We start from the raw sequence: 25700 nt of genomic DNA on the forward strand, positions 1-25700 counted from the left end.
GTCGCTCTGGAATGGTCAGGTAACCTGCCCTTTCATCAAGGCAGCCGGCTGGCGAGAGAAGTTTTGACCCGTTCCTACAACGGGATATGTAGGTCAGCAGCCGATTACATCTCCGATTCGCATTAAATCTTCGGTAATCTTTCCTGGGAACACGGTCTTGGGCTCCGCCCCGGTTGGCGGCCGGCTGGGACCCCTCTCAGTGCTTTGAAAGGGAACCGAAAATGGCCGCCGATTCTGCCATGCCCACCCCCCACATGCCTGCGGCAAAGGTGGATGGCCCGTCACCCCGCCCGGCGGTCGCTCTCGGTGAAACGCAGCTCGCCGAGGCGAAGCTTGTCGAGGTGAAAGAGCCCGCGGCCGGCGAGAAGGTCGAGGTCCAGCTCGCGGCCGACGAACAGCTCAAGCTCGATTTCGACATCGACAAATCGCAGGTCACCGCGACCGCCGACGGTGTGCAGATCGTCACTCCCGACGGCGGCGTCGTCCTCCTGACCGGCATGACCATGGACGAGTTCCTGCTGGCGCTGGGCGGTGACGTCGATGAGCTGCCGACGGCGGCCGGCGGCGCACAGGCCGGCACGGGCACCGCCAATACCGGCCACTTCCTCACGCCGTTCGGCCTGGCGGGTCTGCTCGACGGCCTGTTCGACAACGGCCCGATCGGCGCGAGCTCGCTGCTTTATGGCGCGCCGGAGCCCCTCACGGCCCCCGAGGACAAGAAAGACGGGCTGCTCTGCCTCTTCACGCCCAATCCGGACAGCGTCGATTTCGACAGCGTCACGGGTGCCGTCGGCGTCGTCTATGCCGAGCACTGCTTCTATTTCGCCAAGGAGAGCGACGACGAGGTCTGGCTGCCCTCGAACGAGACCGAGGCCGACGAGATCCTCTACGACCCGAACCACGGGTTCTTCGGCGATGCCGGCGACGACACCATTCATGGCCGCGGTCTCCAGGACATCGTCCATGGCGGCGCCGGCAACGATTCGCTCGAGGGCGGCAGCGCCCGGGATTCGCTGGAAGGCAACAACGGCAACGACACGATCGACGGAGGGACCGGCGACGACACGCTGCTGGGTGGCGACGGCGAGGATTCGGCCCAAGGCGGCGACGGCGACGATTCGATCGCCGGCGGGCAGGGCGGCGACACGCTGGTCGGCGACAACCTGTCGGGCCCGGGCGTCGACGAGGAGGAAGGCGACGACACCGTCCAGGCCCTGGACGCTCCCAGCACGCTCGGCCAGGGCGGCAACGCGCTGATCAACGGCCTGGGCGGTGCCGCCGGCTTCGGCGAGAACGTGCTGTCCCCGAACGACGACGGCTCGACCGGATTCATCGACGTGACCTCGGTCTTTCCGGGCGGGATGAACTTCTTCGGGACGGTCTATAACGGGTTCTACATCAACAACAACGGCAACATCACCTTCACTTCGCCGCTGGGTACCTTCACGCCCTTCAACCTGACCCTTCCCACGGGCAACCCGATCATCGCGCCCTTCTTCGCCGACGTGGACACGCGCGGGGGCACGGGCCTGCCGCCGACGCCGGGCGGAACCTCGACGGGTGCCAACCGGGTCTATTGGGACCTCGATCCTGCGACGGGCCGGATCACCATCACCTGGGACGATGTGGGCTATTTCAACGGCTACACCCAGCATCTGAACGCGTTCCAGCTGATCATCGAGCGCACCAGCGACACCGACTTCGCCTTCGAGTTCCGCTACGAGTATGTCGATTGGACAACGGGCACGGCCAGCGGCGGCAATAGCGAGGGTCTCGGCGGCACCATCGCGCGGGCGGGTTGGAACTCGGGCAACGGGACCTTCTACGAGCTGCCGCAGTCGGGCAACCAGGCGGCGATCCTGGATCTGGAGCACACCAGCAACCCGGGCACGGTGCAGGACGGCAACTGGGTATTCAACGTGGTGGGCGGCGTGGTGGTCGACGGCCCGCCCGGCAGCTCGAACGACACGATTCACGGCAACGAGGGCAATGACAGCATCCTCGGCGTGTGGGGCCACGATTCCCTCTTCGGCGACGAAGGCAACGACACGATCCAGGGCGGCGTCGGCAACGACACGATCCGGGGCGGCACGGGGAACGACACGATCGACGGCGGCGACGGCGACGATTCGATCCTCGGCGGAGCCGGCAACGACCGTATCGATGGCAGCAATGGCGACGACACCATCCATGGAGAGAACGGCGACGACGAGATCGGCGGGGCCAACGGGAGCGACCTGATCACCGGCGATCGTGTCGCCGGCGGGGCGGGCAACGACGCCCTCGGTGGCAATGACACGATCGACGGCGGCGACGGTGACGACACGATCTATGGTGAATCGATTTTCGGCAAGGGCGGCGCGGACACGCTCGGGGGCGACGATTCCATCTTCGGCGGGGACGGAAACGACATCATCGCGGGCGCCTATGCGCTGGGTGGGAACGACGACGATTCCATCTTCGGACACGACACGATCGACGGCGGCGAGGGCGCAGATTCGATCCTCGGCAGCCATGCCGTCGGCGGCAGCGGCAACGATCGGATCCTGAGCGACGACCGGATCGACGGCGGCGACGGCAACGATACGATCTATGGGGATTCGGTCTCCGGCAATGACGGCGACGACACGCTCGGGGGCGACGATTCCCTCTTCGGCGGGGACGGCAACGACGTCATCGGCGGCGCCTACGCGCTGGGCGGGAACGGCGACGATTCCATCGTCGGCCACGACACGATCGACGGCGGCGAGGGCGCGGATTGGATCCTCGGCAGCCATGCCGCCGGCGGCAGCGGCAACGACCGGATCCAGAGTGACGACCGGATCGACGGTGGCGACGGCGACGACACCATCTACGGCGAATCGATCTTCGGCAATGACGGCGCGGACACGCTCGGAGGCGACGATTCCATCTTCGGCGGGGATGGAAACGATGTCGTCGTCGGTGCCTATGCGCAAGGCGGGAATGGCGACGATTCCATCGTGGGCCATGACACGATCGACGGCAGCGAGGGCGCGGACTCGATCCTCGGCAGCTTTGTCACCGGCGGCAGCGGCAACGATCGGATCGGCGGCAACGATCGGATCGGCGGCGGCGACGACAACGACACCATTTACGGCTCCTGGATCTATAGCGGCGACGGTGACGACACGATCGAGGATCACGACACCGTCGAAGGCGGTTCCGACGACGACCGCATCGTGGGCGACGTGATCTATGGCGAGGCGGGGGACGACAGCATCGACGGTGCCGATACGGTCCATGGCGAAACCGGCGAGGACAGGATCACCGCTTCCTTCATCGCGGGCGGCGCCGGCAACGATCGGATCTCGGACCAGGACTCCGTCACCGGCGACGACGGCGACGACAGCCTCTATGGCGATTCGATCTTCGGGGACAATGGCAACGACATCGTTTCCGGCGGCGATACGCTTGGCGGCGGCGAGGGCGATGACACTGTCATCGGCGGCCGGATCCTGGGCGGGAACGGGAGCGACAGCGTCTCCGACGACGACAGCATCTTCGGCGAGGATGGCGAGGACCGCCTCTGGGGCGACTGGATCGACGGCGACAATGGCGACGACACGATCGCCGCGAACGACACGATCGTGGCCGGCGACGGCAATGACGACGTCCGCGGCAGCGTCCGGATCGCCGGCGGCAATGGCAACGACAGGATCACCGACAACGATTCGCTGAGCGGCGGCGACGGCAACGACCGCCTCTACGGCAGCGATTCGATCGTCGGGCAGAACGGCGACGATGTCATCACCGAGGACGACACGATCGAAGGCGGCAGCGGCCATGACACGATCCGCGGCAGCCGCAATACCGACGGGAACAGCGGCGACGATACGATCTTCGATCGCGACCATATCAGCGGCGGCACCGGCAACGACACGATCCTGGGCGACGACCTGGTCGGCGGCGACGGCGACGATTCCATCGTCGGGGGCGACGACATCACGGGCGACAACGGCCGCGACACCATCCTGGGCGGCGCCATCCGCGGCGGCAGCGGCAACGACACCATCGCCGACCACGATTCGATCTGGGGCGGCGAAGGCGACGATTCCATCTTCGGCGATTCGACCGAGGGCGGCGAAGGGAACGACAGCATCGACGGCGGCGACACGATCGACGGCGGCGACGACAATGACAGCATCCTGGGCGGGCGCTTCACCGGCTATAACGGCGACGACACGATCAGGGACGACGATTCCATCGCCGGCGGGAAGGGTACCGACCATGTCATCGGCGATCGCATCTTCGGCGGCGAGGGCGACGACAGCATCGGCGGCAACGACACGGTGTCGGGCGGCGACGGCAACGACACGCTCGAGGGCAGCGAGGATCTGCGCGGCGAGAACGGCAACGACACGATTGCCGACAATGACTGGATGTCGGGCGGCGAAGGCAACGATTCCCTGTCCGGCAGCGATTCCATTACCGGCGGCGGCGGCGACGACCAGATCACGGACAACGACACCCTCCTGGGTGGCGACGACCGCGACACGATCCGCGGCATCGCCTATGGCGACGGTGGCGCCGGCGACGACACGATCGTCGACCGGGACAGCATCGTCGGCGGCGACGGCCGCGACCGGATCGACGGCGAGTATTTGCTGTGGGGCGGGAAGGGAGACGATTCGATCTTCGCCCAGGACACCGTCTTCGGCGGCTCGGACCGGGACACCATCCTCGGCAGCTCTGACATGATGGCCGGCTCCGGCAATGATGTGATCGATGACAGCGACAGGTTGTCGGGCGACGACGGCGATGATTCCATCATCGGCAGCGACATTTCCGGCGGCAATGGCGACGACATCATCGACGACAGGGACTTCATCCAGGGCGGCTCCGGCAACGACGTGCTCGTCGGCGATGTGATCGGCGGCAACGATGGCGACGACCTGATCCGGGCGGGCGACACGATCCTGGGCGGGCTCGGCAGCGACGTCATCACCGGCGGCGTCATCAGCGGCGGCGCCGGCGACGACACGATCGAGGACAGCGACAGTATCGTCGCGGATGGCCGCGATTGGATCCTCGGTGATTCGATCACGGGCGGCAGCGGCAACGACATCATCACCGGCAACGACACGATCTTCGGCGACATCGATGCCGACACCATCTATGGCAGCTCGATCCATGGCGGTTCCGGCAACGATGTGATCACCGACCGGGACTGGATCGACGGCGGCGACGGCAATGATCTGCTCTATGGCAGTAGCATCACTCCGATCGAGAGGAACGACGGGTCGGATCTGATCGACGATCGGGACACGATTCTCGGCGGCAACGGCCGGGACACCATCATCGGCGACGGGATCAACGGCGGCTATGGCGCCGACACGATCGATGCGCGCGACAGTCTGCTCGGCGGCGACGGCAACGATTCCATCGTTGGCGACGGCGGGGTCTCGGGCGAACCGCAGCCCGACTACATCGACATCCGCGACACGATCCGCGGCGGTGCGGGCCGGGATACGATCTATGGCGATTCCCGGCATCCGGATGACCACATCAACGGCGAGACCATTCTGGCGGACGACAGCATCGACGGCGGCTCCGGCAACGACGTGATCTATGGCCAGTGGGGCGACGACAGCATCGACGGCGGCGACAACAACGATTTGGCCTATGGCGGCAATGGCGACGATTATGTCGGGGGCGGCAACGGCCAGGACCTCGTCGACGGCGAATCCGGCGACGACACGGTCGATGGCGGCAATGACGGCGACTGGGTCTATGGTCGCGACGGCAACGATTCGCTCCTGGGCGGTAACGGCAACGACTATCTCGACGGCGGCACTGGTTCCGACACCCTGCATGGCGGCGGCGACGACGATCGCCTGTTTGGCTTCCAGAATCGGGATCTTCTGTTCGGCGACGAGGGCGACGACACGATCGAAGGCGGCGAAAGCGGCGACACGATCGACGGCGGCGATGGCGACGACTATCTGCGGGGCGATGGCGACTCAGACGATCAGAGCCGCGACAGCATCCTCGGCGGCTCCGGCAACGATGTGATCTATGGCGAGTATGGGGAGGATACGCTTGCGGGCGGCGATGACGAGGATCTCATCGTCGGCGGCAGCGGTAACGACGTCATCCGCGGCGACAATGGTGATGACACGCTCTATGGCGACAATGGCCAGGACACGATCGATGGCGGGAACGGCAATGATCAGATCCTCGGTGGCAGTTTCTCCGATTCCCTCGCGGGCGGCGGGGGTGACGATAACGTCCTTGGCGGCACCGGCCGGGACACGATTCTGGGCGACAATGGTAACGATACCCTCCGGGGCGAAGACGGTTCCGACCTGATCTTCGGCGGGAGCGGAGACGACAGCATCGATGGCGGCAACGGGTTAGACACGATAGACGGCGGTGCCGGCAACGACACGATCTCCGGCGGTGCAGGTGTCGGTAACGCCGACTCGATTCTAGGGGGCGAGGGCGACGATTCTATTCTGGCGGGCGACGGTCGGAACACGATCCTGGGCGACAATGGCGACGACACGATCCGGGCGGGGGATGGTCCGGATCTGGTCTTTGCGGGCGATGGCGATGATTCGATCACTGGCGGCGACTCGAACGATTCGATCATCGGCGGAAATGGCAACGACACAGCCTGGGGCGGCAACAGCAATGACAGTATTTTCGGCGAGAATGGCGACGACTATCTGAGCGGCGATGAAGTCGGCGACACGCTCGATGGTGGCGAAGGCAACGACACGCTCCTCGGCGGTTCCGGCAACGACGTCATCTTCGGTCAGGACGGTGATGACAGCATCGATGGCGGCAACGGGTTGGACACGATAGACGGCGGCGCCGGCAACGACACGATCTCCGGTGGCACAGGTGTCGGTAATGCCGACTCGATTCTAGGGGGCGAGGGCGACGATTCTATCCTGGCGGGCGACGGTCGGAACACGATCCTGGGCGACAATGGCGACGACACGATCCAGGCAGGGGATGGTCCGGACCTGGTCTTTGCGGGTGATGGCGATGATTCGATCACTGGCGGCGACTCGAACGATTCGATCATCGGCGGAAATGGCAACGACACAGCCTGGGGCGGCAACAGCAATGACAGCATTTTCGGCGAGAATGGCGACGACTATCTGAGCGGCGATGAAGTCGGCGACACGCTCGATGGTGGCGAAGGCAACGACACGCTCCTCGGCGGCGGCGGAAACGATTTGCTCTTCGGCCAGAACGGTGACGACAGCATCGATGGCGGCACCAGCAGCGTTGGGATAGATCAGCTCTTCGGCGGGGGAGGAAACGACATCCTGCTCTTCGGTGCCGAAGACGATTTCTATGACGGTGGCAATGGGCACGACGCATTGAAGGTCACCGGTAGCGTGAACTTCACGGCCTTCGACGAGCAGGTCACCGGTACCGAGATTATCGACATGCGCAGCAGCAGCGCGAACGCGGTGACGATCAACGCCGAGGATGTTCTGGACTTCGACGGCACCACGGGCGAGAGTTGGAACAGCAACATCATCGACTTGGTGGTGCGAGGCGAGAGCGGCGACCAGCTCAATCTCAATGCGACCGGCAGCCACCACTTTGTGCTGCAGGCATCAAACGTGACGATGGCCGATCAGGCGGTCTATGGCAGCGGAAACTACAACATCTATGCCGACGACCAGGGCAATTACGTGGCGGTTGAAAGCACGGTGAGCACCGTCGCAAGCTAGGAGGCTCGGGAAGGTCTGATCGGTCGAGCGGGGACCCTGCATTCGGGGCCGCCCGGCTGCATGGCAAGCAGCCGGCCTGCTGGTCCGGTGGCCTCGCGGCCTCGGGCTGGCAGCCCTCCCGCAACAAGGACGGGGCCGCTATGATGGTGCTTCCTCATCAACGCCGCCCTCCAGCCAGGTCCTCCAATGCGCGTCCGTTTCCTCGACAAACTGCCGGCCAAACTGCCGGTTCTTGCCGTCTGCCGCTCGGACGAAGCCGGTCTCCTGCCCGCGGCGCGGCGGGTCAACCAGCTCCTCAAAGGGGCCCTCGCCCGGGCGGGCCAGCGCCACCGCTCGGCCGACGAGGACGGGCCGCAGATCGTCGAGCTGACGGCGCCGCGGGGCCTCAAGAGCCGCCGCGTGCTGCTGCTGGATCTGGGCCGCCGGCGCCGGCTCGATGGCGAGCGGGCCGAGGCGGCGGGGGCGGCGCTCGCCCGCGCCGTGGCCGAGGCGGGCGAGACCGAGGCCATGCTGGTGCTGGATCATCCCGAGCAGGCCGCGACCTCGGCCCCCGAGCTGGCGACGCGCCTGGCGCTCGGCGCCCGGCTCGCTTCCTACCGCTTCGACCGCTACCGCACCAAGACCAGGCCGGACGACCCGCCCGGCCGGCTCCAGACGCTGCTGGTGGTGACCCCGGCTGCCGCGGCCGCCCAGGCGCTGTGGCGCAAGCTAGGGCCGGTGGCGGCCGGGGTCGAGCTTGCCCGCGATCTCGCCAACGAGCCTTCCAACGTCATCACGCCCGACGGCTTCATCGAGCATGCGCGCGCCGCCCTGGCGCCGCTGGGGGTCGAGCTTGCCGTCTTCGACGAGAAAAAGCTCGCCCGGCTCGGCATGAACGCGATGCTGGCCGTGGGTTCGGGCAGCGCCAACAAGCCGCGGCTGCTGCTGATGCGATGGCGTGGGAGCCCCGGGCGGCCCTTCGCCTTCGTCGGCAAGGGCGTCACCTTCGACACGGGCGGCATCTCGATCAAGAAGGCCGCCGGCATGGAGGAGATGAAGGCCGACATGGCGGGGGCCGCCGCCGTGGTGGGGCTGATGCGGGCCCTGGCCGGGCGGCGCGCCAAGCTGCCGGTGATCGGCGTGGCGGCGCTGGTCGAGAACATGCCGTCGGGCACCGCCTATCGGCCGGGTGACGTGGTCAAGACCTTCTCCGGCAAGACGCTTGAGATCGTCGATACCGACGCCGAGGGTCGCGTCGTGCTCTCCGATGCGCTCGCCTTCACGGTGCAGAAGTTCCGTCCGCGTGCGATCGTCGACCTGGCCACGCTCACCTACGCCGTGGTGGCGGCCTTGGGCTCCGCCTTCTCCGGCATCTTCGCCAATGACGACAAGCTCGCGGAGCGGCTGGTCGCGGCCGGGCAGGCGACGGGCGACCGGCTTTGGCGGCTGCCGCTCGATGCCGAATATGAGCGCAACTTGAAATCGCAGATCGCCGATTTCCGCCAATGCGCGCCCGACGACGCCTTCGCCGACGCCTCGCACGGCGCCCAGCTTCTGCAGAATTTCGTCGACGGCACGCCCTGGGCCCATCTCGACATCGCCGGCCGCATGTTCGGCAAGCGCGACGAGGAGGGCCACTGGCCAGGCGCGCCCGGCTTCGGCGTGCGCCTCCTCGACCGCTTCCTCGCCACCCGCGAACAGGAAGCGGGGCATGAGCAGGTGGCGAAATCCGCGGCGCCGAAACGCGCGCGGGGATGAGGATGTTGCTTGATATCCCCTCCCCCCGCGTCGCGGGGGAGGGTGAGGGAGGGGGCTGCTCGGTTCATCAGCCCTCTCCCTGGCCCTCTCCCGCAGCGCGGGAGAGGGCACAAAACCAGGGCATCTCGTGACGGCGCGTGAAGATCTCGGAAGCTGGGACTATGTGATCGTCGGTGCGGGCTCGGCGGGCTGTGTGCTGGCGAACCGGCTGAGCGCCAATGGCCGCGACCGCGTCCTGTTGCTCGAGGCGGGCGGCTCCGATAACTATCACTGGATCCATATCCCCATCGGCTATCTCTATTGCATGGGCAATCCGCGCACGGACTGGGGCTTCCGGACGCGGGAGGAACCGGGATTGAATGGGCGTGCGCTCGCCTATCCGCGCGGCAAGGTCCTGGGCGGCTGCTCCTCGATCAACGGCATGATCTATATGCGGGGGCAGGCGGCGGATTACGACCGCTGGCGCCAGCTCGGCAATCCCGGGTGGGGCTGGGACGATGTGCTGCCGCTGTTCTGCAAGTCGGAAGACCATCACGAGCGGGGGGCGCCGTTCCACGGTCAGGGCGGCGAGATGCGCGTCGAGCGCCAGCGCCTTCATTGGCCGATCCTCGACGCCGTGCGCGAGGCGGCGCTCGAGATGGGCGTGCCCAAGACCGACGATTTCAACAGCGGCGACAACGAAGGATCATCCTATTTCGAGGTCAACCAGAAGTCGGGCTTCCGCTTCAACGCGGCGCGCGCCTTCCTGAAACCGGCGCGGGGACGGGCCAACCTGCGCATCGTGACCCGCGCCCAGGCCGAGCGGATCGAGTTCGCCGGGAAGCGCGCGGCGGGGCTGCTGCTGCGCCTGGACGGTCGGCCCGCCCGCGTCACGATCGGCAAGGAGCTGCTCCTGGCCGCGGGATCGATCGGCTCGCCGCAGCTCCTCCAGCTCTCGGGCGTCGGGCCTGCTGACCTGCTGCAGCGCCACGGCATCGCGGTCCTGAAGGATCTGCCCGGCGTCGGCGAGAACCTGCAGGACCATCTGCAGCTTCGCACCATCTTCCGCATCAGCGGCGCGCGCACCCTCAACGAGTGGCAGGCGCGCTGGCCCGGCAAGGCCGAGATCGCGCTGCAATACGCCCTGTGGCGCAAGGGGCCCATGTCGATGGCGCCCAGCCAGCTCGGCATCTTCATGCGCTCGGACGCCCGCTTCGCCACGCCCAATATCGAGTTCCATGTGCAGCCGCTGAGCCTCGACCGCTTCGGCGAGCCGCTGCACGACTATCCGGCGATCACGGTCTCGGTCTGCAATCTGCGGCCGGAATCCAGAGGCCATCTGCGTATCGTCTCCGCGGACCCGCTGGCGCCGCCGGAGATCGCGCCCAACTATCTCTCGACGGACGAGGACCGCCGGGTCGCCGTGGAATCGATCGGTGCCGCGCGACGCCTGATGGCAACCCGGCGGATGCAGGCCTTCGCGCCCGAGGAGCTGAAGCCCGGCGCCGCAGTGACCTCGCCGGCCGATCTGGCGCGGGCGGCGGGCGATATCGGCACCACGATCTTCCATCCCGTGGGCACGGCCAAGATGGGCACCGACTCGCTGGCGGTGGTCGACCCCAAGCTCAAGGTCCATGGCCTCGAGGGCATCCGCGTGGCGGATGCCTCGATCATGCCCACGATCGTCTCCGGCAACACCCACGCGCCCGCCGTCATGATCGGCGAGATGGCGGCGAGGTTCATCGCAGCGGAATGATCGCCATCGGCATTAGCGCGAGACGATAGGGACGCTTCGCGTGAGAGCGCTTCTGCAACGACTGTTCCGGCGATCCAGGCCCCGGATCGTGACAAGAACGCCCGATGTGGAGCGCAGAGTCCGTGCGTGGATAGCGGCGGCCGGAACCTTGTCGGAAGATCCGTCGGCGCCGGTGCCTTGCCCGCATTGCGGAATTGGCATCCTCCTCGTGACGGATGTCCCTTTTTCGGATGGCAGCGGGCTGGAGCGTTGGCTGCGCTGCAATGTCTGCAGGCATGCAAACACGATGCGCATCACCCCCTTGCCGCACTGCCAGCCATAGAGTCATTCGTACCGCAGGGCGGCGATGGGATCGAGGCGGGCGGCTTTTCGCGCCGGGTAGTAGCCAAAGAAGATCCCGACGGCGGCGGCGAAGAGGAATCCCCCGGCGATCGCAGGCAGGGAGATGGGAGCCGACCATCCGGAGACGAGAGGAAGAGCGAGGGCAAAGCCGAAGCCGACCAGGATGCCGGCCGCACCGCCGCTGACGCTTAGGAAAACCGATTCGGCGAGAAATTGCAGCAGCACATGAAGCCGCCGCGCACCGAGCGCCATTCGCAGGCCGATCTCGCGCGTGCGCTCGGTGACGGATACCAGGAGGATGTTCATGATCCCGATGCCGCCGACCAGAAGCGAGATCGAGGCGACGACGGCCAGGAGCAGGGCCATGACGCGGCTGCTGCTTTTGGCCGTTTCAACATACTGGCTGAGATTCCGCACATCGAAATCCTTGGTTTCCCCGGGCTTGATCCGGTGGCGGCGGACCAGCGTCTCGCTCGCCTGGCGGATGGCTGTCTGGACCTGATCGGGGCTCGCCGCCTGAACGAAAATCACGTTGGTGAGGCCGGTCAGCTTCGCCGGCAGATTGTAGGGATTGGACGGCGGCAGGTAGGCCCAGTTGAGGGGCGTCTGCTGCCGGCCCGGAACGGCGACTCCCAGCACCTTCCGCTCCGCGGTCGTGAAGGGAATCATCGCGATGTCATCCTGGTCCTGGCCGAAGGGCGACTGCCCCTTCGCCGCCAGGACGCCGATGACCCGCAACGGCACGCCCTTGACCTGCAGGATCGTGCCGATCGGGTTCTCGCCGGCCGCGAAGAGCTGCCGATAGATGGTCTGCCCGATGACGATGACGAGCGCGGCCTTGCTTTCGTCCTCGGCCGTGATGCAGCGGCCGGCCGCGACGCGCCAGTTGGTGATCGGCGGATAGGTATCGCTGACGCCCTGAATGCTCGTGGTCCAGTTCTGGTTGCCATATTGGATCTGCGCCTGCTGTCGGATGAGATAGCCGACCTGCGCGACGGCGCGGCCCTCGCGTTGGATGGCTTGCGCGTCGGCGACGGTCAGCGTGCTGGCGCTGCCGAAGCCGCCACGAATGCCGCCCGTGGTCAGCGCGCCGGGCAGGATGACCACGACATTCGCGCCCAGGCTCTCGATCTGCTTGCGGACCACGAGGTCCGCTCCCTGGCCGATCGCGACCATGGCGATCAGGGCGGCAACCCCGATGAAGACGCCCAGCATGGTCAGAGCCGAGCGCATTTTGTTGCGTCCGATCGCCTGCGCCGCCGCGGCCAGTATCATGAGGCCGAAGGCCCAGGCTGCCCTGCGCGGCGAGGGCTGGCCCGGCCGGCGATCCAGGGGGTGGAAGGGCGAAAGCTTTCTCGCCGCACCGGCCTGGCCGGCGACGGGTACGGAGGCTGTCTGAGGCGGCTTCTCGTTCCTCTCGTCCGATACGATGCGGCCGTCGCGCATGGTCAAAACGCGATCCGCATAGGCGGCGATGTCGCTTTCGTGCGTGACGACGACGACGGTGACGCCCTGCTCGCGGTTCAGCGCGACCAGGGTCTCCATGATTTCATGAGAGGTGCGGGTATCCAGATTGCCGGTCGGCTCGTCGGCGAGAAGAAGCGGCGGGCGGTTCATGAGGGCCCGCGCGATGGCCACGCGCTGCTGCTCGCCGCCGGAAAGCTGGCCCGGCGTGTTCTGCTCGCGGTGGCCGAGGCCCAGGTAAGCCAGCGCTTCGCGCGCGCGCTCGATGCGCTCCGACGGGCGCAGATTCTCCCCGGCCGCGTAATAGAGCGGCAGGCAGACATTCTCGATGGCGCTGGTGCGCGGGAGCAGGTTGAAGCTCTGGAACACGAAGCCCAGGCGCCGGCTGCGGATGCGTGCCAGTTCGGGCTCGCTCAAACGGGCCACGTCGACGCCTTCGAGGCGATAGCGGCCGCTGCTCGGCCGATCGAGGCAGCCGAGGATCGCCATCAGCGTCGATTTTCCGGAGCCGGAGGAACCCATGATGGCGACGAACTCGCCCCTGTCTATGCGCAGGCTGACGCCCTGCAGCGCACGGACTTCCACATGACCGAGCTGGAAGCTGCGGGTGATGTTATCGGTTTCGAGGATGGGGTCGGTCATGCCGTGACGCGTGCCTGTGTCGAGAGGGAGGCGACGATCCGCCCATGCCCCCGTCTGCGCCTAGTCTTCGCCGACGATCACCAGGTCGCCGGGGTGAAGATCGCCCTCGACGATCTCGGTGTTGCTGTCATCGTCGAGCCCGACCTTGACCGTGACGGCGGCAGGCCTGCCGTCACGCAAGACCCAGAGCAGGGCTTGGCCGCTCCCGGCCGTCGGCGCCTGCGTCGCTGCCGTGCCGCCTTCCGGAACGATCCCGCCGGGCAGGTACCGCAGCGCCTGATTCGGGACCCGCAGCACGTCGGATCTGCGTTCGGTCACGACCCGTGCCGAGGCGGTCATCCCCGGCTTCAGCGACAGGTCGCGGTTGTCGACGCTCACCACCGCATCGAAGGTGATGACATTCTGCACCGACTGCGGCGACTGTCTGAGCTGCGTGACGGTTCCCTCGAAGACGCGGCTGGGGAACGCGTCGACAGTGAATGTCGCCTTGTTGCCTTCCGCGACCGCGCCGACGTCGCTTTCGCTGACATTGGTGTCGACCTGCATCTTGGTGAGGTCGGTCGCGATCAGGAACAGCGTGGGCGTCTGGAAGCTGGCGGCGACCGTCTGCCCCTGCGTGACGTTGCGGGACACCACAGTGCCCTCCACGGGCGAGGTGATGTCGGTATAGCCGAGATTGACCTGGGCGGCCTCGAGCTCGGCCTCCCGCTGCTCGATCGTCGCCTGGTCGAGGCCGATCTGGGCCTGGGCCTGATCGTAGGCGTTCTTGGCACTGTCGGCGGCGTCCTGGGTGGAGAAGTCGCGTCGCGCCAGCGCTGTCGTCCGATCCAAGGTGAGTTTCGCGTAGACGAGATTGGCCTTGTCCTTCTCCAGCTGCGCCTTCGCCACGTCGAGGGCGGCCTGGGCCTGATTGACCGTCATCTGGTAGGGGCGGGGATCGATCTTCGCGCAGATCTGCCCTGCCTTGACTTGGGTGTTGTAGTCGCAAAAGAGCTGCTGAATCACGCCGGAAACATAGGAACCGACAATGACGGTGAGCTCGGGATTGACGGTGCCCGTGGCGGTGACGGCGCGGGCGACTTCGCCGCGCGTGACGGGCATGGTGACATAATGGATCGGTGGCGCGCTGTGCGATCGCCACCAGAAAGCGCCGGCGCCGACGGTAGCCAGGAGAAACGCCAGGAGGACGGCGGCCTTCAGCCACGGACGGTGCCGCGTTTCTCCGGTGCCTCCGTCGGAGCGGAACGAGGTTACGCTCTTTTCATCTGCCACACCGGTCACCTGCCTGTTCATGTGGCCTTTTGTAGAGGGAAGAGCGCCGACGAACATTGACCAGGATCAAGATGCCTTCGCGCCTTTCCTTTTGCCCCCTTACAGGGCGCCGGAGGAGGAGTCCCCGTGGGGCCTGACGCGGCTGAAGCGTTGCAGAACGCCGCCGGGCTGCTGTTTTCCTAGCCCGGCGGGTCGCCCGCCGGCACCGCTGCCGCCATCTTCGGCCGTGCCTTGATCTCCATGCCGATGTTCCAGAGCACGGCCGCCAGCACGAAGCCCCCGCCGATGAAGGTCTCGTCGGCCGGCACCTCGTCGACGAAGATCCAGACCCAGAGCGGCGAGAGCGGCATCTCGGCGGCGCTCAGCAGGGCGGCCTGGGCGGAGGGCAGGCGGCGGGCGCCCATGGTGTAGATCCCGAGCCCGCCGCCCTGGGTGACGATGCCGCAGAGCCCGATCAGCACCATGTCCCGCGTGGAGATCGCGAAGGGATCGGTGACGAGCCAGGCGAAGGCCGCGGCCGCGAAGCAGGCCAGCGCCACCGATTCCAGCATCGGCGTGTCGCGGTAGCGGCGCATGATCACGGTCATCATGGCGAGCGAGAAGGTCGCATAGACCATCGCCAGGTCGCCCTTCAGATGGCCGCCGCCCAGCGCCAGCGTGCCGCCGACCGTGACCGCGACGCCGGCGATCGCGATCGCCGTGCAGAAGAGGGTGCGGGCGCCGGGCCGCTCGCGGAACCAGAGCCAGGCGAGCGCCGCCGTCATGAAGGGCACGGTCGAGTAGATCACGCAGCCATTGGCGATCGTGGTGTTCTGCATCGAGTAGATGGCCGCGAAGATGCCGGTGGCGATGAAGGCCGTGATCGCGATCCCCGGCAGCGTCAGGGTGCGCCGCCAGTCGAAGGAGAGCTGCCGCCGCTCGATCATCGCCAGCCCCACGATCGAGAGCCCGCCGAAGATGCTGCGCCAGAACACGACGGTCCAAACATCGGCCGTCGGCACCAGGCGCACGAAAAGGCCCATGCTACTCCAGGCGACGGCCGAGCTCAGCACCAGCAGGATCCCCAGCCAGGTATTGCGCCGGCTATGCAGGCTCTCGGCGCCGGTTCCGGTGGGATCGGTCATGGGAGAGGCCGTCCATAAGATGAGAGGTGCCTCACCCTAGCATGCGAGTGGGTATCAGCGCACGAGATATGGGAATTAAATCTGGAGGACCGTGGTCGCCGGTGCTGGCGTTCCGGCTTTCCTCACCCCATCGCCTTGATCACCTCGTCGGTCGACAGCACGGCGTGGGCGAGAAAGCGGTAGTTGATGATCGCCGCCTGGTAGCCGTCGCCCCAGTCGGGATGCCGGGGGCCGGCGGTCGCGTCCTTGGCCATGATCACCTCGAAGCCCTGCTCGAGGAACTCGCGCAGATGCGATTCGACGCACATGTTGGCCAGCATGCCGCCCAGGATGATCTTGCTGATGCCCCGCTTCCGCAGTTGCAGGACCAGGTCGTTCGTCTGCGGCCCGAACACCTTGTGCGGGCTGACGACGACCGTCTTGCCGTCCTCGATATAGGGTTTGAAGCGGTCGAGCCAGTCCGCGCCCGAGTTCGCGAACCCGCTCAGGTCCAGCGGCCCGCTGCGGGCGAAGGTATGCGTCCTGAACTCGTCGGATTCGAGCGGCCCGTTGAAGGCCCAGCCATCGTCGGTCGGGTAGAAGTAATGCGGCGAGATGAAGACGTGGTAGCCGCGCTGCTTCGCCGCCTTGAAGATCGCCTCCATGTTCTCGACCGTCTTGTTCTCCGTGACGCTGGCGCCGACCGCGCCCCAATTCTTGCCCTTCGGGCTCAGCACGTCATTCTGCGGGTCGATGAACACGACCGCGGTGTCGGTGTTCCGAACCTGGAGCGGGCCTGAGGAACCCTTCACCTCCGCAGCCGCCGCCAGGCCGGGCGCCGCCGCCAGGGCGACCGCCATCGACGCGCCGGCGATCAGGACGTCGCGACGAGAGGCATGCTCGTCCTTGACGGGATGTTCCGTTCGGTTCTCGGTCTCGCACATGGCACTTCTTCCTTTCGTCAGGGAGCTTGGCCGGGCAGCGTGAAGCTCACCGTCTCGCTGGCAATGACCCGGTGCGTGGGGTCGGCAAGCTCGACCAGCACCTTGTGCGGGCCTGGCTTCAGGCCGACCACGATGATCGTCTGGCCGGTGGCGTCGACGAAATGCCAGGGTGCGTCGTCGACGGTGATATGCACATGGCCGATGCGGGGCGACACGTCGAGGGCGCCTTTGCCGAACACCGGCACCACGCGCAGGTTCTCCGTCCGGTACTGGATGAAGACGAGGCCCCGCGACAGCGGCTCGGCCAGCGGCGGATCGACGATCAACCGGGGCAGCGGCTCGTTCTCGATGGCGACCAGCGGCGAGGGGCCGACGATGTCCTTGGCGCTCTGGGCGGAAGCGGCAGTGGCGAGGAGGGTGCAGGCGGCCATGGCGGTCAGGCATTTGAGCGTGTCCATGACGGTTCCTTCGGAGAAGGTGCGGGGTGGGCCCATGCCTTGGGCGTTGCCCGATCGCTCACTTGACCTTTCGATCGAGGAAATCGCGGATCAGGGGCACCATTTCGTCGGCCTTATCCTCCAGGGCGAAGTGACCGGTGTCCAGGAGGTGGAACTCGACCTCGGGCAGATCGCGCTTGTAGAGATGGGCGCCGTCGGCTGGAAAGATCTTGTCGTTCTGGCCCCAGACGATCAGCGCCGGCGGCCGGTGCTTGCGGAAATAGGCCTGGACCGCCGGATAGAGCGGCAGGTTGGTGCGATAGTCGTAGAAGATGTCCATCTGGATCTCGGCATTGCCCGGCCGGTCGAGCAGGGCCTGGTCATGGACCCAGTTGTCCGGCGAGATGCGGCTGAGATCCGACATGCCGTCCGTGTATTGGAATTTCGTGGTTTCCGGCGTGACCAGGACGTAGAGCGCCTTGCGATGGGCCTCCGAATGATCGGACCAGTACGCCTTGATCGAATCCCAGAACTCCTTCAGCCCTTCCTCATAGGCGTTGCCGTTCTGGACGATCAGGCCGCTGATCCGCTCCGGATGCTTGAGCGCCAGCCGCCAGCCCACCGGCGCGCCGTAATCCATCACATACATCGCGTAGCGCGTGACGCCGAGCTGATCGAGCAGCGCGTCGACCAGCTCGCCGAAGCGGTCGAAGGTATAGGCGAATGTGGCGCGGTCGGGCATGTCGCTCTGCCCGAAACCGGGATAGTCCGGAGCGATCACGTGATAGCGATCCGCCAGGGCGGGGATCAGGTTCCGGAACATGTGCGAGGAGGTGGGAAAGCCGTGGAGCAGGAGAACGGTTGGCGCGTCCGCAGGCCCCGCTTCGCGATAGAAGATGTTGACGCCGTCAACGGCCTTCGATCGGTAATGGATCACCGGTATGGCCGCGCCCTGATCCGCCGTGGCGGCCTGGGTCGGGATCGGGCTTCCCGCGACCGCCATTGTGGCGCCGGCCACAGCGGCACCCTGTGCGAGAAGATGGCGGCGGGACACCGGACCCTTGTCGTGCCGAAGGCGGGTCGTCTGCGGCGTCAAGGGAGAGTGGGTGGCCATGACCGTCTCCTCGAGAGGGTTGCGCGTCAAGCTGCCGCGAAGGCGAGCAGGTCGTTGTTCAGCTGCTCCTTGTGCGTCGCCATGAGCCCGTGAGGAGCGCCAGGATAGACCTTCAATGTTGCGTTCTTGATGAGCTTCGAGGAAAGCAGCGCCGAATCCGCGATCGGAACGATCTGGTCGTCGTCGCCATGGATCACGAGCGTCGGGACGTCGACCTTCTTGAGGTCCTCGGTCAGGTCCGTCTCGGAGAACGCCTTGATGCAGTCATAGGCACCCTTCAATCCGGCCTGCATGGACCAGAGCCAGAAGGCATCCTGGACGTCCTTCGAGACCTTCGAGCCGGGCCGGTTCACGCCATAGAAGGGTGAGCTGAGGTCGCGGTAGAACTGCGCGCGGTCGCCGGCCATGCCCGCTCGGGTGTCGTCGAACACCTCGATCGGAAGGCCGTTCGGATTGGCCGGCGTCTTCAGCATCAGGGGCGGGATGGCCGAGACCAGCACGAGCTTATGGACGCGCCGCGTCCCATGCCGGCCGACATAGCGGGTAACCTCGCCGCCGCCGGTGGAATGGCCGATCAGGGTAGCATCCTTCAGATCCAGGGCCGCGATCAGCGCCGCGAGATCGTCGGCATAGGTGTCGAGATCGTTGCCGTTCCAGGATTGGCCGGACCGGCCATGGCCGCGACGGTCATGCGCGATGCACCGGTATCCGTGCGACGCCAGGAAGAACATCTGGTCGTCCCAGGCATCGGCATTCAACGGCCAGCCATGGGAGAAGCAGACCGGGCGGCCCTTGCCCCAATCCTTGTAGAAGATCTCGGTGCCGTCCTTCGTCTTGATCGTGCCCATGGTGTGAGCTCCTTCAGGGCTTTGAGCGGTCGCGCCGCTCGTGGTCTCCGGCGTGCCGGCGGCCAGCTCCGCGGGCAGGGCGGCGATGGCAGCGGCGGAAATTCCCCCGATCAGGACCCGGCGGCGGGGCGTGAGCATCGGATGTTCAGGACCGCTCGGCCGGCTCGTCATGCGGAAGTCCTTCCTATGGGGGTACCGCTTGCAGGAGGTCTGCGCCAGATCGGTTTCGCGATCGCAGGCATAGGCGATTGCTGCAAGGCAGGGCAGTCCCTATGATTGAAAGACAGCTTCTCGCGATGCGGAAAGGCGGCACCGATGGACCGTTTGGAGTCGATGTCGGTGATCATCGCCGTGGCCGAGGCGGGCGGCCTCTCGGCGGCGTCGCGCAAGCTGGGGATGCCGGTCCCCACCGTCAGCCGGAAGCTGGCCGAGCTCGAGACGCGGCTGAACACCCGGCTGTTCCACCGTTCGCCGCGGCAGATCACGCTGACGGATGCGGGGCGATCCTATATCGAGGCCTGCAAGCGCATCGTCGAGCAGGTGGAGGATGCCGAGCGGGAGGTTTCCGGCGAATACAGATCGCCGATGGGCCATCTGGCGGCGACAGCACCGTGGGGCCTCGGGCATTCGCTGCTGCTGCCGATCGCCTGCGAGTTCCTGTCCGCTTATCCCGACATCACCTTGCGGCTCGCGCTCACCGATCGCGTGCTCAGGCCGCTCGAGGACAAGATCGATGTCGTGATCCGGATCGGGGCGCTGGCCGACAGCAGCATGATCGCGACCCGCATCGGCTCGGTGCGGCTCGTCGCCTGCGCGAGCCCGGCCTATCTCTCAGAGCATGGCTGTCCCAAGAAGCCGAGCGAGCTGAAGGACCATGTCTGCATCACGACCGACGACATGGCCGCGCCCCGCAACTGGAAGTTCGCGAAAGGCAAACGCGAGATCGCCACGCCGATCCAGTCGCGGCTGACGGTGAACACGTCGGAGGCCGCGGTCGAGGCGGCGGTCGCGGGCGTGGGGATCGCCCGGGTCATGTCCTACAAGATGGAGACCGCAAGGCGCGCGGGCAAGCTGGCGATCCTGCTGGACTCCTTCGAGCATGAACCGATGCCCGTGCATATCCTCCATGCCGAGCAGAAACCGATGCCCCTGAAGCTGCGTGCCTTCCTCAACTGGGTGACGCCGCGGCTCAAGGCCAAGCTGGCCCAGGTGGGGTGAGCGGAGCCCTGGCGTTCAGCTCGACCCTGGCGCGATCGGGACAAGCCCGATGTGCAGCCGCCCTGAGTGACGCGCCTGGGGCCTACCCCAATCTGCGGTAGTACATGCGTGTCGGGAATGTGGATTTGATCTGGTTGAACGCGACGCTGGGGTTGCGGGGCGCATGGGTCGGCTGCGACTTGGCCGCCTCTTCCAAGAGGGCGATTCTCTCCATGGTGTCCGGGTAGGTGGAGAACAGGGAGGTCGTTCCCTTCGTGTCGTGAGGTGCGAGCTGCGTCAAGGTGCGAAAGAAGTCCGGCGCCTTTCGCGGGTCGTTCCCGGACTTGGCGAACACATTGAAGATATAGGCATCGGCCTCGCGCTCGGCGCTGCGGGAGTAGCCCGACGTCGCCATTTTCATCATCGGCTCCTGCAAGGCGTCGGCAACCGCCGTGGACGCGATCGCCGCGCCGCCGCTGGTGTGCGACGCCAGCGCTCCCCGGGCGGAATTGGACAGGCTGGAGGTGAAGCGCTCGGTCTTCATCTCTTCCAGCGCATGGCTGCGATCGACATGGCCGATTTCATGCGAGATGACGGCGGCAAGCTCGTCTTCATTGGCCACATAGCGCAGCAGTCCCTTGTTCACCGCGAGCTTGCCGCCCGGCAGCGACCAGGCATTCACGGCGTTGTCGTCGAGCACGACGATCTCCCATTGGAACTCCGGTCGCGTCGAGGCGGCAATCAAAGGGGCGGCTACACGCTGGATCGATTGCTGGATCGCGGTGTTGTGATAGGTGCCGCCCGACATGGCGATGACGCGGCCATAGAGCGCGTTCCCCAGGGTGGCTTCATCCGGCAATGTCAGCGCTGCGCCGACGAGATTGGCAGCCGCGCCGGTAAGTTCCTGGAGCAGATCCGAAGATTGGGCCAGGACGTTTCGGGCATGGAAAATCGATAAACCGAAGGCACCCAGCCCGATCAGCGCCCCGCGGCGCGACAGGCAGGTGGAGCCGTGAAGTTGCTTCTGCCGAAAAAAGCCGGCCATGCACATGTCTCTTCTCCTCTATTGATGGAGACTGCCGTCCCATCCGGGCGGCAGATTTGCCGAGGTCAGGCTGCTGCGGTCTTTCAGATAGGCTTTCGCCGCGGGGTCGGTGCGGCTCAGTTCTTCGAAGGCGGCCAACGCCTCCGCGATGCGCCTTCGGTAATAGGCTGCCAGCGCGTTCCGGAATTCGAGGCGTTGCCGGTGATCGTCGTCGGTCGCGCGGTCGCAAACCTCGTAGGCCCTGACACGAAGCTCCTTGCCCTTGACGGCAATCCGGCCCAGGCGGCGCGTGACATAGCCGCGCGGCAGCTGCCGCCGCGTGGCCTCGCCGATGATGACGCTCGTGCCGAACATCTTGTTCACCCCCTCCAGGCGGCTGGCCAAGTTCACCATGTCGCCCAGGGCCGTGTAGTTCACGCGATCGCGCGATCCGACATTGCCGACGAGGGCCGCACCGGAGTTGATGCCCACGCGAAACTGCAAGGGCGGGGTATCGGCGCCGGACCGGGCGCGGCTCTCGTTCAATTCCTCGACGCGCCGTTGGCAGGCCAGCGCGGCATCTACGGCATGCGCCGCGGCATCCGGATCGCTGTCCGGAGCCCCCCAGATCGCCATGAGCCCGTCGCCCAGGTATTTGTCCACATAGCCGCGATGCTGCTGAATGGTGTCGGCAACGCATCCGAGATAGGTGTTCGCGATGTCGAGCAGCTCCTTGGGCGCATGCTGAAGCCGCTCGCTCAGGGTCGTGAAATCCTTGATGTCGAAAAACGCGATGGTCACGGCGCGGATTTCGCCATCCAGCCGGGCGTCGCGGCGACGGTCTGTCAGCCTTTCCACGATGACCGGCGACAGGTAACGGCCGAAATGCAGGGTGATCCGGTCCCGGATCTCCTGCTCCCGCACGAAGCGATAGGCGTAGGTCACGACATAGGCCGCGGCAATGGCCAGGCCGGCCTCGGCAAACGGCAAGAGCAGGCCTCGCGACATCGACAGAACGCTGACGGCGTAGAGGGCCGGAAGCGCCACGGCCGCGAAGGCCGCGCCCTGGAGAGGGGATTGCCTCAGGAAGACGAGCGTCATCAGCACGATCGTGCCGCCGATCAGGACGGCATCGAGCCAGGCGGGGATGATTTGCAGTGCGGTTCCCGCGAGCATCGTCTCCACGGCTGCCGAATGGACGAAGACTCCCGGGATCGATCGCCCCTTCATCAGGGCGGCGAAGTCCTGCGGACCGCTTTCGGGACAGGCGCTTTCGGCCGATGCCGCCGCGTCCTTGAACGAGAACCGCCGGCTTGTCTGGTGGCGATCCTCCACATCGAGGGCGCTGCCGACCAGCACGATGCGGCCCTCGAATTTTTGCCTGAAGGCATCCGCATTGCCGGCGCGGCTGCATCCCAACAGATCGGTCAGGCTATAGATGGGCAGGGATGCGGGGTTCCGGGAAAAGTCGACCAGAAAGTCCTTATCGGGCGGGGTTGCTCCAAAACGGCGCACCAGCTCGGCCGCGAACGAGGTCACGGCCTGCCCGGTATCGGTCGGGACCGATGCCAGGTAGCGGCGAACCACGCCATCGCGGTCGGGGAGCAGATTGATCGAGCGGAGGTTGGCATTGCCCCCGGCGGCGATGATCTGGCCCGGAAAGGGCGAAATCGGGCCGTTGGCCGCTTGCCCGTAGCCAAGAATCAATCTTCCCGATTGCCCGAGATGGTGCAGGGCATTGAGAAACGGCCTGTCATATCCGGGAACGAGGCCCGGCCGGTCGAGTGTCGTGGGGTAAATGAGATCCATCCCGACGACTTTGGCGCCCGCCGCATCGATGGCCTGCAGGACCTCGGCGATAAAGGGCGTCCAGGCCACCTGAGGGGTCTGCAGAAAGGGCGCGTGCCGATAGGTCTTTTCATCGATGACGACCACCGCGATCGGAGGGGCGGGACGTGGCGGAGCGATGAACTCCGCCAAGGGCAGCGTGAAGTCGATGTCCCACCGTTGCAGCTGACCCTCTTGCGTCAGCGGGGCATAAAGCATCGCCAGAAGCCCCAGCGTCACAACCAACCGCCAGGACATCCACGGGCGCGATGAGAGCGTCTTTGGGGCCACGAGCCTTTACCGCGGCAGGGAGACGGTATCGACCTTGCCGCTGCTCCCCACATAGCCGGGATCGACAGAGAAGACGACGGACTTTGGCGACCCGTTCGAGGGGTCGATCTCGGCTCGGTAAGGCATGCCGACGGTGAGCGGAGGCGCATCTTTCGGGTAAGCCGAGACGGGCCCCTTGACCTGTCCCTGCCATGCGACGCGCGGTTGCGGGGAGTCGAGCTCGATGATGCGGAGCGTGGCGTCGCCGCCGCTCCAGGCAAAGCGCGGTGTCCGTGTCGAGACGGTCGCCTCCGCCCAGACGGCAGGGTCGAACGGCGTCACGCGCTTCACGCTCGCCCCGAACTCGGTGGCCGAGCTGTCGACGGCGAGCTCCTGGGCATTGCACTGCGTCGATGTGCTCTTGACCGTTCCGCCGCTGACCTTGCTGGCGAGGGTGCCCACAATCATCGTGCCGCCGTGGATCACCTCGGTGGTGCAGCTGGAGAAGTAGGTCAGCTTGAGGGTGCCCTGGGGTCCCAGATCGATCTGCTGTCCCGGAGACAAGTAGCTGAAGGCGGCCACCCCGGTCGTGCGGATGCCCTCGGCTTCCTCGACGACGGCAGAGTTGACCGCGCCGGTATTGCCATTGCCGGTATTGGCGGTGTCGGAGGACGAAGGCTGCCCGGAGATCGCATCTGTCGCATCTTGCAGGATGCTGTTGAAGAGGTCCTCTGCCGCCGCCGGTGCGGGATCGCTGGTCGCCGCGAACGCCACGACAGCCGCGAGCACCATCGATGCCGGCATGTATTGGATCATTCCGCGTTTGTATCGAGCTCTTTCTGGCCTGCGCATGCTGGCATCCTGGCGAGAGTCGGGCCGGTCCTGCATCGGAATGACGTCCGACCGGGGCAGGTCTACGGCGACGGGGTTAAGGATTCGCTGTCGTAAATCCAGCTCCGGCGGGTGCAGGCCCCGCTCTGCGGCCGTTACAACTGAAATTGGACTTCGGAGTCGAGAAGAATGATGCCTTCCAGTTTCGTTCTTTCCTTTGTTCCTGGCCATTATTCTTTCGGCCCAGCGCTCTCTGTCTCGGGTTTTCTCGATAAGGAGGAGGGCGGGCGGTGAAACCGGATCTCAGCCCCTCCCCACCTGCCGTTCGAGGATATCCAGGAACGCCCGCACCAGGCTGAGGTCGCGCCGCTCCGAAAGGCAGGCGACATATTCCGTCATCGCCAGTTCCTCGGCCTCGATCGGTAGCGGCACCAGGCGGCGGTCGCTGCCGAACTCGCTTTCCGACACGACCCCGATGCCGAGGCCCGCGGCGACCGTCTCGCGCACGGCCTCGCGCGAATTGACCTCCAGCACCTCGCCCAGCGTCAGGCCGCGCGCCGCCATGGCGGTCTCGAACAGGCGCCGGGTGGTGGAGCCGATCTCGCGCAGCACGAGGCGGCGGCCGGCGAGCTCCTTGAGCGTCAGGCTCTCGCGGCCTGCCCAGGGGTGGTTCTGCTCGACGAAGGCGATCAGCCGGTCCCGCCGGAAGGGGACGGCATGGACCCGCGGATTCTCGGGGATGTTCGCCAGCACCGCCACATCGGCCCGGTGCTCGACCAGCGCCTCCAGGATCTCCTCCGAGTTGCCGATGGTGAGGGACAGCCGGATGCCCGGATAGCGCTTGGCGAAGGCGGAGAGGGCGCCGATCACATGGAAGGGGGCATCGGCGGCGAGGCGCAGATGGCCGCGCTTGAGGCCCTTGGCGGCCCCCAGGATCTGCTCCGCTTCCGCCTCGAGGCTGAAGAGCCGGCGCGTCAGGTCGAGCAGGGAGCGGCCCAACTCGGTCGGATGGACCCGCCGCCCGCGGCGGTCGAACAGCTTCACGCCATAGCGCTCCTCGAGCGCCTTCACCTGTCCCGACAGGGTGGGCTGGGTCACATGGAGCGCCTCGGCCGCCCGGGTGAAGCTACCCTCGCTGGCGACGGCATGGAAGGCGCGGAGCTGAGCGTGATTCATGAGCAATTCCAATCCGATGATA

Annotated in this window: 15 protein-coding genes; 4 read left to right on the forward strand and 11 right to left on the reverse strand. The window is 66.2% G+C overall.

The window, feature by feature from the left end; all coding sequences use genetic code 11:
- The first annotated feature begins 221 nt into the window (after positions 1-221).
- The 3 genes from FRZ61_RS07610 to FRZ61_RS07620 all read left to right on the forward strand — a co-directional run bounded on the left by FRZ61_RS07610 (position 222) and on the right by FRZ61_RS07620 (position 11187).
- Positions 222-7715 (forward strand): nidogen-like domain-containing protein, encoded by a 7494-nt coding sequence (locus FRZ61_RS07610; protein ID WP_151116253.1) that lies wholly within the window; start codon positions 222-224, stop codon positions 7713-7715.
- A 186-nt stretch (positions 7716-7901) separates the two neighbouring features.
- Positions 7902-9452, forward strand: coding sequence for a leucyl aminopeptidase (locus FRZ61_RS07615; protein ID WP_151116255.1), 1551 nt, complete (start codon positions 7902-7904; stop codon positions 9450-9452).
- A 127-nt stretch (positions 9453-9579) separates the two neighbouring features.
- Positions 9580-11187: a GMC family oxidoreductase gene (locus tag FRZ61_RS07620; RefSeq protein WP_151116257.1), complete on the forward strand. Its 1608-nt coding sequence runs from the start codon at positions 9580-9582 to the stop codon at positions 11185-11187.
- 324 nt (positions 11188-11511) lie between these two features.
- Here FRZ61_RS07620 and FRZ61_RS07625 read toward each other — a convergent pair whose 3' ends face one another.
- From FRZ61_RS07625 to FRZ61_RS07655, 7 genes are all read right to left on the reverse strand, one after another.
- The gene (locus FRZ61_RS07625) at positions 11512-13635 is read right to left on the reverse strand and encodes an ABC transporter permease (protein WP_225309168.1); all 2124 of its coding nucleotides are present in this window, start codon (positions 13633-13635) and stop codon (positions 11512-11514) included.
- A gap of 60 nt (positions 13636-13695) precedes the next feature.
- Positions 13696-14928 (reverse strand): efflux RND transporter periplasmic adaptor subunit, encoded by a 1233-nt coding sequence (locus FRZ61_RS07630; RefSeq protein ID WP_151116259.1) that lies wholly within the window; start codon positions 14926-14928, stop codon positions 13696-13698.
- 158 nt (positions 14929-15086) lie between these two features.
- The gene (locus tag FRZ61_RS07635; RefSeq protein ID WP_151116261.1) at positions 15087-16031 is read right to left on the reverse strand and encodes a DMT family transporter; all 945 of its coding nucleotides are present in this window, start codon (positions 16029-16031) and stop codon (positions 15087-15089) included.
- 122 nt (positions 16032-16153) lie between these two features.
- Positions 16154-16954: a cysteine hydrolase gene (locus FRZ61_RS07640; RefSeq protein ID WP_225309169.1), complete on the reverse strand. Its 801-nt coding sequence runs from the start codon at positions 16952-16954 to the stop codon at positions 16154-16156.
- A gap of 17 nt (positions 16955-16971) precedes the next feature.
- Positions 16972-17412 carry a DUF6130 family protein gene (locus FRZ61_RS07645; RefSeq protein ID WP_191909347.1) on the reverse strand — a complete coding sequence of 147 codons (441 nt, stop codon included), beginning with the start codon at positions 17410-17412 and terminating at the stop codon, positions 16972-16974.
- Between the two features lie 58 nt (positions 17413-17470).
- Positions 17471-18505, reverse strand: a complete 1035-nt coding sequence (locus FRZ61_RS07650) for an alpha/beta fold hydrolase (RefSeq protein ID WP_225309170.1) — start codon at positions 18503-18505, stop codon at positions 17471-17473.
- 26 nt (positions 18506-18531) lie between these two features.
- On the reverse strand, positions 18532-19524 hold the full coding sequence (locus FRZ61_RS07655; protein WP_151116265.1) for an alpha/beta fold hydrolase: 993 nt from the start codon (positions 19522-19524) through the stop codon (positions 18532-18534).
- Positions 19525-19668: 144 nt separating this feature from the next.
- Between FRZ61_RS07655 and FRZ61_RS07660 the strand changes: the two genes are divergently transcribed.
- On the forward strand, positions 19669-20571 hold the full coding sequence (locus FRZ61_RS07660) for a LysR family transcriptional regulator (protein ID WP_151116267.1): 903 nt from the start codon (positions 19669-19671) through the stop codon (positions 20569-20571).
- Positions 20572-20653: 82 nt separating this feature from the next.
- Here FRZ61_RS07660 and FRZ61_RS07665 read toward each other — a convergent pair whose 3' ends face one another.
- The 4 genes from FRZ61_RS07665 to FRZ61_RS07680 form a co-directional block, all read right to left on the reverse strand.
- The gene (locus tag FRZ61_RS07665) at positions 20654-21601 is read right to left on the reverse strand and encodes a M48 family metalloprotease (RefSeq protein WP_151116269.1); all 948 of its coding nucleotides are present in this window, start codon (positions 21599-21601) and stop codon (positions 20654-20656) included.
- A gap of 12 nt (positions 21602-21613) precedes the next feature.
- A complete protein-coding gene (locus FRZ61_RS07670) occupies positions 21614-23641 on the reverse strand; it encodes an adenylate/guanylate cyclase domain-containing protein (protein WP_225309247.1) in 2028 nt (675 codons plus the stop codon).
- Positions 23642-23698: 57 nt separating this feature from the next.
- The gene (locus tag FRZ61_RS07675) at positions 23699-24487 is read right to left on the reverse strand and encodes a hypothetical protein (RefSeq protein ID WP_151116273.1); all 789 of its coding nucleotides are present in this window, start codon (positions 24485-24487) and stop codon (positions 23699-23701) included.
- Positions 24488-24805: 318 nt separating this feature from the next.
- Positions 24806-25678, reverse strand: a complete 873-nt coding sequence (locus tag FRZ61_RS07680) for a LysR substrate-binding domain-containing protein (protein ID WP_151116275.1) — start codon at positions 25676-25678, stop codon at positions 24806-24808.
- Positions 25679-25700 lie beyond the last annotated feature (22 nt).

Source organism: Hypericibacter adhaerens (genome assembly GCF_008728835.1).
In the GTDB taxonomy this organism is placed as follows: Bacteria; Pseudomonadota; Alphaproteobacteria; order Dongiales; family Dongiaceae; genus Hypericibacter; species Hypericibacter adhaerens.